Below are 9,095 nucleotides of genomic sequence, written 5' to 3' on the forward strand. Positions count from 1 at the left end.
CCCGATGATGACTTCCCCTTCCTTCCAGCCGACCCCGTCGATTCCCTTCGAGCTGCGCCAGTCCCCCATCCAGGGCACGGGCGCCTTCGCCACCCGCCGCATCCGCAAGGGCGCGCGCATCATCGAGTACATCGGTGAGCGCATCACCCAGGCGGAGGCGGACGCCCGCTACGACGACGAGTCGATGGAGCGCCACCACACGTTCCTCTTCAACCTGGACGACGACACGGTGCTGGACGCGGGGACCCTCCACAACGAGTCGCGCTACATCAACCACTCGTGCGAGCCCAACTGCCAGTCGCTCATCGACAAGGGGCGCATCCACATCTACGCGCTGCGCGCCATCGAACCGGGGGAGGAGCTGACGTACGACTACGCGTACGAGCGCAGCCCGGAGATGGACGCGGAGGCCGAGTCGCTCTACGTCTGCCGCTGTGGCACGCCCTCCTGCCGGGGCACCATCCTCGCCCCGGAGAAGAAGGCCCCCGCGCGCCGCAAGAAGGCCCCGTCGAAGGCCAGGTCGGCCTCCAAGACGAAGGCCGCGTCGAAGTCCAAGTCGACCTCCAAGGCGAAGTCCGCCAAGAAGTCGAAGGCCGCGCCGCCGGCCGCCGCGAAGAAGAAGCGGGGCACCCGGCGCGCGAAGTCCCCGGGCCGCCGCGCCGCGAGCTGACGCCCCCCAAACGGAAGCGCGCGCGCCCCGGAGCCGGGCATTAGAGTGGAAGCGTGAAAGACGTCCTGCGCTTCCTTCTCACCGAAGCCCCTGACTTTCCCGCGCTCGACTCCGTGGAGGCGTGGTGGCGCCGGCACCTCGCGGTGCTGCCGCGCTTCCCGTTGCCGGCGGACCTGGCGCTCGCCAGCGGCTTCCGGATGGACCGGATGGGGTTCGCGTTCTCCTCCGGCTATCAGGCCGCGCTGCGCTCGCTCTTCCCCCAGCTCCCGCAGGACAAGCGCGCCGCGCTCTGCGCCACGGAGACGGGCGGTGGCCACCCGAGCGCCATCGAGACGAAGCTCACGCCGAAGGGCGCGGGCTGGACGCTGGATGGCGTGAAGACCTACGTCACGCTGGGCACGCACGCGGAAGCGCTGCTGGTGGTCGCCTCCGAGGGCCGGGATGCCCAGGAGCGCAACCGCCTGCGCATGGTGCGGCTGGACGCGCGCGCGTCCGGAGTGACGGTGGAGCCGCTGCCGCCGCTGGGCTTCGTGCCGGAGGTGCCGCACGCGGCGCTGCGGCTGGAAGGCGTGGAGGTGGCGCCGGAGGACGTGCTGCCCGGGGATGGCTACACCCGCTACCTCAAGCCGTTCCGCACGGTGGAGGACTGCCACGTCAACCTGGCGGTGCTGGGCTGGCTGGTGAAGGTGGCCCGCCGCTGCGGCTGGCCGGTGGCGCTGCGCGAGGAGCTGGTCGCCATCGCGGTGATGATCCACGCGATTGCCCAGGAGGACCCCAGCGACCCGGCCGTGCACGTGGCGCTGGGCGGCGCGCTCGCGCAGATGCACCGCGCGCTGGAGCGCTGCGAGGTGGCCTGGGAGGGCGTGGACGTGGAGATGCGCGAGCGGTGGCAGCGCGACCGGCGCCTGCTCGACCTGGCGTCCAAGGTGCGCGCGAAGCGGCTGGAGGCCGCGCGCCAGCGGCTGGCCGGCGGCGCGGGCGACGACTGACAGCCCAACGCGAAGCCAGCGAGGGGCAGGAGGGAGCGCAACCCCCGCCGCGTGCGCCGCGGCGGCCCCGGCAGCCCCAAAGCGAAGCCCGCGAGGGGAGGGGCGTAAGGCCTCCTCCACCGCGCGGGCTTGGGGTGCCGCGGGGGGCTTAGTACCGGCCGCCGCCCAGCGCGGAGACGGCGGCGGACAGGATGCGGTTCTCCACGCCCCAGACGGCCTTGTTCATGCCCTTCACGCCCGCGCCGCGCATGTAGTCCGTGAAGTCGTGCAGGGCGGTGGAGCGCTGCATGCGCTCCGTCTTGGCCGCGTAGAGCAGCGGCGTGTTCGGCGCGCCCGTGAGGCCCAGGTCCGGACAGGCCTCCGACAGCGCCGCGCGGTCGATGCCCGTCACCGCGGACAGCATCGCCACGGTGAAGTGGTGCACCGGCAGCTCACGCGCGTTGGGCACGCGCTCCAGCACCTTCGCGCGCGACTTGGGGTCGGTGGCCAGCTGGTCCAGCGTCACCCGGGACATCGCGAGGATCTGCTCGTTGGTGACGTGCTTGTTGTCCAGGATGGCCCGGTCGAACAGGCTCTGCGGCGTGTCACCCTTGATGGTGATGTTCACGTCGGACAGGCGCTGACGCATGGTCTGGATGGCGCGCCCCACCTCCGTGTTCGCGCCCCCGCGCCAGGAGCCCGGCGTCGCCTGCACCGGCGCCATCGTCGCGCGGGTCCGCGCCAGCTCCGCGCGGTTGAGCACGTCCGCGCGTGACGCCTCCGTGACCTGGTTGGCCCGGGCGGGCTGCGCGGCCGGCGCCTGCGTGCGGGCCGGAGCGACGGAGGGGGCGGCGGGACGGTTGCGGATCTGCGTCATGGAGGCACCTTCTACACTGGATGTCGGAGTAACGGATTATCGCCGGGAGAGCAGGGGAGTTGCCTTCCCGTGCCCTCCCCAGCACGTGCGTTCCGCCCCCGTCCCGGTATGTTGCGCGCCATGTCCCCGCGCCTGCCCACCCAGTTCGCCGACCTCCTCACCCCGAAGGGCCGCCGCATTCTCGAAGGCCGAGACCCCGAGACGTGCGGCGCGCTGCTGGACCCCACGCGGCCCTTCATCGCGCTGCAGGGCGTCATCGACGTGAAGAAGGCCGCCGAGGCCCGCGACCTCCTGGACGCCGCGCTGCGTGACACGCTCGTCCCCATGGAGGACCCCATCCCGGAGGACTCCATCTCCGGCATGGTGGAGAACTACACGGAGGCGCTGCCCAAGACGGTGCGCGTGCGCACCGCGCTCCTGGAGAGCCGGCGCTCGCGCTCGTGGCGCGCGGCGGAGGCGGTGGGGCTGAGGGCGCTCCTGCGCTCGGACACGTTCGCGGCCTTCGCGGCGACGGTGAGCGGCCGGTCGCTCAAGCGGGGCTGGGGCATCCAGGTGCTCTGCTACGGCCCGGGCGACTACACCGGCCCGCACAACGACCACCACCCGGAGGAGGCGGACGCGCGCGACGGCTACGTGGACATGCACGTGAGCCTCACGCAGCCTGCCGTGGACCACCAGTACCTGGTGTACGCGAAGGACGGGCACTTCTCCGAGCTGACCAAGGTCAGCACCGTGGGCGGCGTCACGGTGTACCGGCTGCCCTTCTGGCACTACACGACGCCGCTCGCCGCGAAGCCGGGCAAGGAGGACGCGGCGCGCCGCTGGGTGCTCCTGGGCACCTTCCTGGACGCTGGGCCCGGGACGCGTCCTTCCTCCACCGTCCTGCCGGCGGGCGCCCCTTTGCCTGTCCGGGCCGTGACAGTCGGACGTGGCACCGGGGCCGGACGGCGTTAGCGTGCCGGGCCCATGAGCCCGACTGACATCGACACGCAGGCCAACGACCTCCTCCAGTTCATTGACGCGTCGCCCACGCCGTACCACGCCGTGCGCGAGACGGCGCGCCGCCTCACCGCCCAGGGCTTCCGCGAGCTGGACGAGCGCGAGTCCTGGTCGCTCAAGCCCGGCGACAAGGTCTTCGTCATCCGCGGCGACACGAGCATCGCGGCGTTCCAACTGGGCACGAAGCCCGTGGACACCACCGGCTTCCGGCTGGTGGGCGCTCACACGGACTCGCCCAACCTGCGCCTCAAGCCCAACGCGCCCGTCAACCGCCACGGCTACCAGCAGCTGGGCGTGGAAATCTATGGCGGGGTGCTGCTGCACACGTGGACGGACCGCGACCTGTCGCTCGCGGGCCGCGTGGTGACGCTGCACAACGGCCGCCCCCAGCACCACCTGGTGGACTTCCGCCGGCCGCTGTTGCGCGTGCCCAACCTGGCCATCCACTTGAACCGCGGCGTCAACACGGAGGGCCTGAAGCTCAACGCCCAGGAGCACATGGTGCCGGTGCTGGGCCTGGAGAGCGCGGGCCCCGCGGAGCTGAAGGGGCTGCTGGTGGAGGAGCTGGGCCGCTCGGGCGTGAAGGCCGCCGCGGACGACCTCCTGGGCTACGACCTGTGCCTCTACGACTTGCAGCCGTCCACGCGCTCCGGCCTGCACGGTGAGTTCCTCCACGCGCCCCGCCTGGACAACCTGGCCAGCTGCCACACCGGGCTCACCGCGCTCTTGAAGGACACCGGCCCGCGCGAGGCCACGGTGGGCGTGGTGCTCTATGACCACGAGGAGTGCGGCAGCCGCAGCGCGCAGGGCGCCGCGTCGCCGTTCCTCAAGGACCTCTTGGAGCGCATCGTCCAGGCGCACGCGGATGGGCGCGCGGACGCGTTCCACCGCGCCATCCGCCGCTCGTTCATGGTGAGCGCGGACATGGCGCACGCGGTGCACCCCAACTACTCCTCCATGCACGAGCCCAAGCACCAGCCGCAGCTGGGCGGCGGCCCGGTCATCAAGACCAACGTGAACCAGTCCTACGCGACGGACGGCGAGTCGTGGGGGTACTTCGCGGCGCTGTGCAAGGAGGCGGGCGTCACGCCCCAGCACTTCGTCACCCGCACGGACCTGGGCTGCGGCAGCACCATTGGCCCCATCACCGCGGGGCAGCTGGGCATCCGCACGGTGGACGTGGGCAACCCCATGCTGTCCATGCACTCCATCCGCGAGCTGGCGGCAGCGTCCGACGTGGCCCGCATGGTGGCGGTGCTCACGCGCTTCTTCGCCTGAGCGGCAAAAGAAGGAAGCGGGCCCGGTGGTGACACCGGACCCGCCTCGGGTGTTTCAGGAAGCTTTCAGCGCTGGAACTAGTTCACGCCCACCGCGGTCCAGGCGTCCTTCACCTTCTGCACCTGGACGGAGTCGGCGCCGTGCAGGTCCGTGGCGGCCTTGATGGTGGCCTCGCGGGCCTGGGCGAACGTCGTGCGCGGCGTCATGTACGTGGTGAGGGCGCGGGTGAAGATCTTCAGGCCGTCCTCCATGCCGATGCCGCCCTTCACTTCCAGGCCGGACGTCTTGTTCTTGCCGCCCTCGACCAGCAGGTAGAAGGCGTTGTTGGAGATGCCGCTGGAGCCGTGCACCTCCGTCTGCTTCGGGTAGTTCTTGTAGTTGTCGACCGAGTAGTTGTCCTTGGTCGGGTCGTTCATGTAGCGCAGGCCGTCCTCATCGCTGCCGTTGTTCGGCGTCCAGGCGGCCTCGCCCACGGTCCAGTTCCACTTGGCCTCGGGGTTGTTCTGCGCGGCGTACCACTCCACGCCCGTGCCGATGATGTCGGAGAACGACTCGTTCAGGCCGCCGGACTCGCCGCTGTAGATGAGGCCCGCGGTGCGCTCCGTGAGGCCGTGCGCGATCTCGTGGCCCGCGATGTCCAGCGTGGTGAGCGGGCCGGACTGCTTCCCGTCGCCGTCGCCGTAGCTCATCTTCTCGCCGTCCCAGAACGCGTTCACGTAGTTGTTGCGCACGTGCACGTAGCTGGTGAGCTTCTCGCCCGCGCCGTCGATGGAGTCACGACCCATGATGTTCTTCATGAAGTCGTAGGTCATGGCCGCGCCGTAGTGCGCGTCGACGGCGGCCTTGGCGCGCGCCGGGTCGGTGGCCTCGCCCCACTTGTCGTTGTCGTCGGTGATCTTCGTCTGGCCGGACGCGGTCGTCTTGTTGTTCGCGTCGTAGGTCACCACGCCCTTGCCGCGCGTCGAGTCCTCCAGCGAGTACGTGCCGTCCGCTTCCTTCTTGGTCTTCAGGTCCACGTGGCCGCTGTACATGGACTGGTCGTCCGCGGTGCCCGTGGGCGGGTTCTGCGGATCCGTCGGCGGAGGCGTGGTCTCCTTCGCCTGGATGTTCAGGCTCCAGTTGTTGAGGGTGCCCGTGTCACGCGCGGCCTTGTCCTCGACGGTGATGGTCCACTCGCCCTTGGCGCTCTCGCCCTTGAAGGCCTCGGTCAGGTCGAACGAGCCGGCGATGTCGTCCTTGGAGCCGCCCTTGCGGTCCTGCAGCACGGTGGTCTTGCCGGAGGGGCTGGTCACGGAGACCTTCAGGTCGCCGCTCCAGGTGTGCTTGATGTTCAGGTCGACGGACAGCTTGTCCACCGTCACGCCGTCCGGGATGTTGATCTTCGACTGGACCTGGCCCTTGTCCGGGATGGCCACGTTGGGGCTGGCCGTGCCGTTGACCTGCATCGGCGCGGCGGCCTTCTTGCTCCAGCCGCCAATCTTGTTGAAGCTCTCCAGCACCGCGCCGGTGTTGGCGTCGATGATGTAGTTCTGCTTCTTCGGCTTCTCCTGGCCGGCGATCTGCGTCACCTCCACCTGGTAGGCGGCGCGGTACTTGCCGTCCGCGTCCTGGTAGACGACGCGCTCGGAAGAGGGCTGCTTGTCGGCCTTGCCGCCCAGCTCCTTCTTCGCGATGTCGATGGCCTGCTGCGGGGCCAGCTTGACCTTCTGATTGCCCAGGCCCGCGGGGATGGCGTTCTGCTCACCGGTGACGCTGGACACCTTGCCGTCCGCGCCCAGGTGGCTGATGACCTGCTCGCCGAAGACCTTCACGCCCTCGTGCATGCGGTCCAGGCGCACGTGGGTCATGCCCAGCTCGTCGCGCTCCACGCTCTTGGCGGCCAGCGTCGGGCCGGCCTTGTTCGCCGCCAGCAGGTTCGACGCCGTCAGCGGCGGGGTGAGGTGCTTCAGGGACGTCTGGATGGCCTGCTGCGCCTCCTTGCTGTCCAGGGCGAGGCGGCCGGTCTGCGCGGAGGGGGCCCCCGTCGTGGACGCCTGCGACGTCGCCGCGGCGGCGGCCGTGGGCTGCGCGCCCGCGGCGGCGCCCGTGCGGGAGACGGACTCGAAGCCATCCTTCACGCGAAGGACGTTCTTGGCCTTCGCCGGCGCGGAGGTGTCGGTGGTGGGACGGAGAGAAACGGGCGTCGAACCTTCGGTGCGGCGAATGGTCATGGAGCACTCACGCTGCAAGGGGGATGAACAATTCTCGCACGATGAACACCGAGAGTTTCCGATGGGTTGAAGAAGTTAACGCGGCAGCCCAGGAATCAGGGGATAGCGCCAGTGGACTTCCTGTGAATTCAACGGTTGACACACAATTTTTGCTTTCAGTGGGGGTCCATTGTGACCCGAATTCCTGAAATCCCCGACGCGCGACGTCATGGATCAGCGCGGGCGTAGCGGGGAAAGGGGGCGGGGAAATGCGGAAGAAATCATTGGAAAAGTCCACAACAGCGGCAACCAGGCGAGCAGGCCCGGCGCGTGGAGGCTGATACAGTGAGACACGGTTTCCCGGCCGGGATGGCGCTGGGGCTGGACCCTGGGGGGGTTGAAGACATGGAGCCGTGGATTCATCCGGAGACGCGGGAGGCGCCTGGCCTGCCGCTGCTGATGGTGCGGGTGCCGCGCCGGAACTTCGAAGGTCTGTTCGAGCACGCGCTGCGGCCGTCGGGCCCGTTCGCGCAGGCGCTGCGGGACGTGGGCTACGACCCGGACACGGTGGAGGAGCGCCTTCCCCTGGAGGTGTGGCGCGCGTCGCTGGCGGTGGCGCGGCGGCATGCGTGCCCGGGCCTTCCGAGCGAGGACGCCAACCGCGTGCTGGGCACGCACTACGTGGAGGGGTTCGCGCAGACGCTGGTGGGGCGCATCTTCGCCGCGGCGGCGCCGCTGCTGGGCGCGGAGCGGTGCCTGGCGCGGCTCCCCACGTACCTGCGCGCGGGCCGCGAGGACATGAAGCTGGCGCTGGAGCCGGTGCGCGCGCGCGAGTGGCGGGCGCGGGTGGTGGACGCGGACCCGCTGCCGGACTTCGTGGCGGGCGTGATGGAGCAGGTGCTGCGCCGCACGCGGGTGCTGCCGCGCGTGGACGTGCTGGAGCGCGCCGAGCACACCTATTCGCTGCGGATCCGCTGGGACGAGGCCTGAGCGGCCCGCGCGTCCCCCGCCGCTAGTTGAGGTACGTCTTCGGCGGGGGGCGCTTGTGGGCGGGGGTGAGCGGCGCCGGGCGCGCCTGGCGCCACCGGCCGATGACGTCCATCAACCCGTCGAACGTGTCGCGCAGGGCCCAGGCCCGGTCCTCCACGTGCTTCAGGCCTTCGCAGCGCAACAGGCCGTCGCGCAGCGCGCGCTGGACGCCGGGGCAGTCGTCGCGCTCGTCGATGAGCTGTTCGGCGGTGTGCGCGTAGAGCCGGTAGCAGCCCTCCACGTCGCCCCGGTTGTAGGCGGGGGCGCCCACGTTGATGGCCTGGCCCAGCAGGGATGCCACGGACTCCACGGCCGGCGTCGCGCAGCCCTCCAGCAGGCCCACGGGGTGCTGCGGCACCTGACGCACGCGGGTGGCGCGCTGCCGGGGCGCGTCCAGCGCGGACAGCGGCTGGGGCGGGCCGGGCACCTTGAGGAGCGGCGCGATGTAGCGCACCGGGATGACCAGCCCCAGCGCGCGGCCGTTGGCGAGCGCCGCGGTGGCCAGCCCCACCACCTGTCCCCGCGCGTCCAGCACCGGTGAGCCCGACGCGTCCTCGGGCAGCGTGCGGGACAACTCCAGCAGGGTGAGCCATTCGCCCAGCACCTGCACCGCGCGGACTTCGAGGACGCGCGATTCGGGGGGACGGTCCGCGTGGGCCTGGATGATGTGCAGGGCCTCGCCTTCCGAGGGCAGCGTCGCCGGGCCCAGCGGGAGGGCGGGCACCAGCTCCGGGACGGACAGGCACAGGACGGCCAGGTCCCGGCGCTCGTCCACGGCCGCCACCCGCACCACCGGGGAGCGCAGGCCGTCTGGCAGCACGGCGGTGATGGCGCGCGCGCTGGCCACCGCGTGGAGGCTGGTGACGACGTGGCCTTCGGAGGAGATGACGAAGCCCGTGGCGGTGTGGCCGCCCAGGTCCAGCAACACCAGGGAGGCACTCGTGCCCCGAAGGGCCTCTTCGGCCCGCGCACGGCGTGCCTGGACGTCGTCGGACATGGCCACCCCCGTTCGGCCGGCATTCCCACCGAGCTGCTCTTGATGTGACCGGCCGCGGCACGTTGTATCAGCCTGCCCGCTCCCCACC

At 70.8% G+C, this 9,095-nt stretch carries 8 protein-coding genes; 5 read left to right on the top strand and 3 right to left on the bottom strand.

Features of this window, described 5'->3' with window-relative positions:
• Both D7W82_RS36370 and D7W82_RS36375 read left to right on the top strand, forming a co-directional pair.
• A partial coding sequence (locus D7W82_RS36370; protein ID WP_370451125.1) for an SET domain-containing protein occupies nt 1–670 on the top strand: 670 nt, incomplete at its 5' end.
• Nucleotides 671–723: 53 nt separating this feature from the next.
• Nucleotides 724–1,659 carry an acyl-CoA dehydrogenase family protein gene (locus D7W82_RS36375; protein WP_120622689.1) on the top strand — a complete coding sequence of 312 codons (936 nt, stop codon included), beginning with the start codon at nt 724–726 and terminating at the stop codon, nt 1,657–1,659.
• Between the two features lie 148 nt (nt 1,660–1,807).
• On the opposite strand, the gene D7W82_RS36380 is transcribed toward D7W82_RS36375, so the two are convergent.
• Entirely contained in the window at nt 1,808–2,515 is a 708-nt protein-coding gene (locus D7W82_RS36380; protein WP_120622690.1) for a hypothetical protein, read from the bottom strand.
• Nucleotides 2,516–2,635: 120 nt separating this feature from the next.
• Here D7W82_RS36380 and D7W82_RS36385 point away from each other — a divergent pair, with 120 nt between their 5' ends.
• Nucleotides 2,636–3,469 carry a hypothetical protein gene (locus D7W82_RS36385; protein ID WP_233588150.1) on the top strand — a complete coding sequence of 278 codons (834 nt, stop codon included), beginning with the start codon at nt 2,636–2,638 and terminating at the stop codon, nt 3,467–3,469.
• Between the two features lie 12 nt (nt 3,470–3,481).
• Nucleotides 3,482–4,792 (top strand): M18 family aminopeptidase, encoded by a 1,311-nt coding sequence (locus tag D7W82_RS36390; RefSeq protein ID WP_120622692.1) that lies wholly within the window; start codon nt 3,482–3,484, stop codon nt 4,790–4,792.
• 77 nt (nt 4,793–4,869) lie between these two features.
• On the opposite strand, the gene D7W82_RS36395 is transcribed toward D7W82_RS36390, so the two are convergent.
• Nucleotides 4,870–7,002 (bottom strand): M4 family metallopeptidase, encoded by a 2,133-nt coding sequence (locus D7W82_RS36395; protein ID WP_120622693.1) that lies wholly within the window; start codon nt 7,000–7,002, stop codon nt 4,870–4,872.
• Nucleotides 7,003–7,386: 384 nt separating this feature from the next.
• Here D7W82_RS36395 and D7W82_RS36400 point away from each other — a divergent pair, with 384 nt between their 5' ends.
• Entirely contained in the window at nt 7,387–7,971 is a 585-nt protein-coding gene (locus D7W82_RS36400) for a DUF2378 family protein (protein ID WP_120622695.1), read from the top strand.
• Between the two features lie 22 nt (nt 7,972–7,993).
• On the opposite strand, the gene D7W82_RS36405 is transcribed toward D7W82_RS36400, so the two are convergent.
• A complete protein-coding gene (locus D7W82_RS36405; protein WP_120622696.1) occupies nt 7,994–9,007 on the bottom strand; it encodes a serine protease in 1,014 nt (337 codons plus the stop codon).
• Between the last annotated feature and the right edge of the window lie 88 nt (nt 9,008–9,095).

Source organism: Corallococcus sp. CA049B (assembly GCF_003611685.1).
Taxonomy (GTDB): Bacteria; Myxococcota; Myxococcia; order Myxococcales; family Myxococcaceae; genus Corallococcus; species Corallococcus coralloides.

Coding starts and splice junctions, on each gene's coding strand:
- D7W82_RS36380 (WP_120622690.1), bottom strand. CDS start 2,515: ATGACGCAGATCCGCAACCGTCCCGCCGCCCCCTCCGTCGCTCCGGCC.
- D7W82_RS36395 (WP_120622693.1), bottom strand. CDS start 7,002: ATGACCATTCGCCGCACCGAAGGTTCGACGCCCGTTTCTCTCCGTCCC.
- D7W82_RS36385 (WP_233588150.1), top strand. CDS start 2,636: ATGTCCCCGCGCCTGCCCACCCAGTTCGCCGACCTCCTCACCCCGAAG.
- D7W82_RS36390 (WP_120622692.1), top strand. CDS start 3,482: ATGAGCCCGACTGACATCGACACGCAGGCCAACGACCTCCTCCAGTTC.
- D7W82_RS36400 (WP_120622695.1), top strand. CDS start 7,387: ATGGAGCCGTGGATTCATCCGGAGACGCGGGAGGCGCCTGGCCTGCCG.
- D7W82_RS36405 (WP_120622696.1), bottom strand. CDS start 9,007: ATGTCCGACGACGTCCAGGCACGCCGTGCGCGGGCCGAAGAGGCCCTT.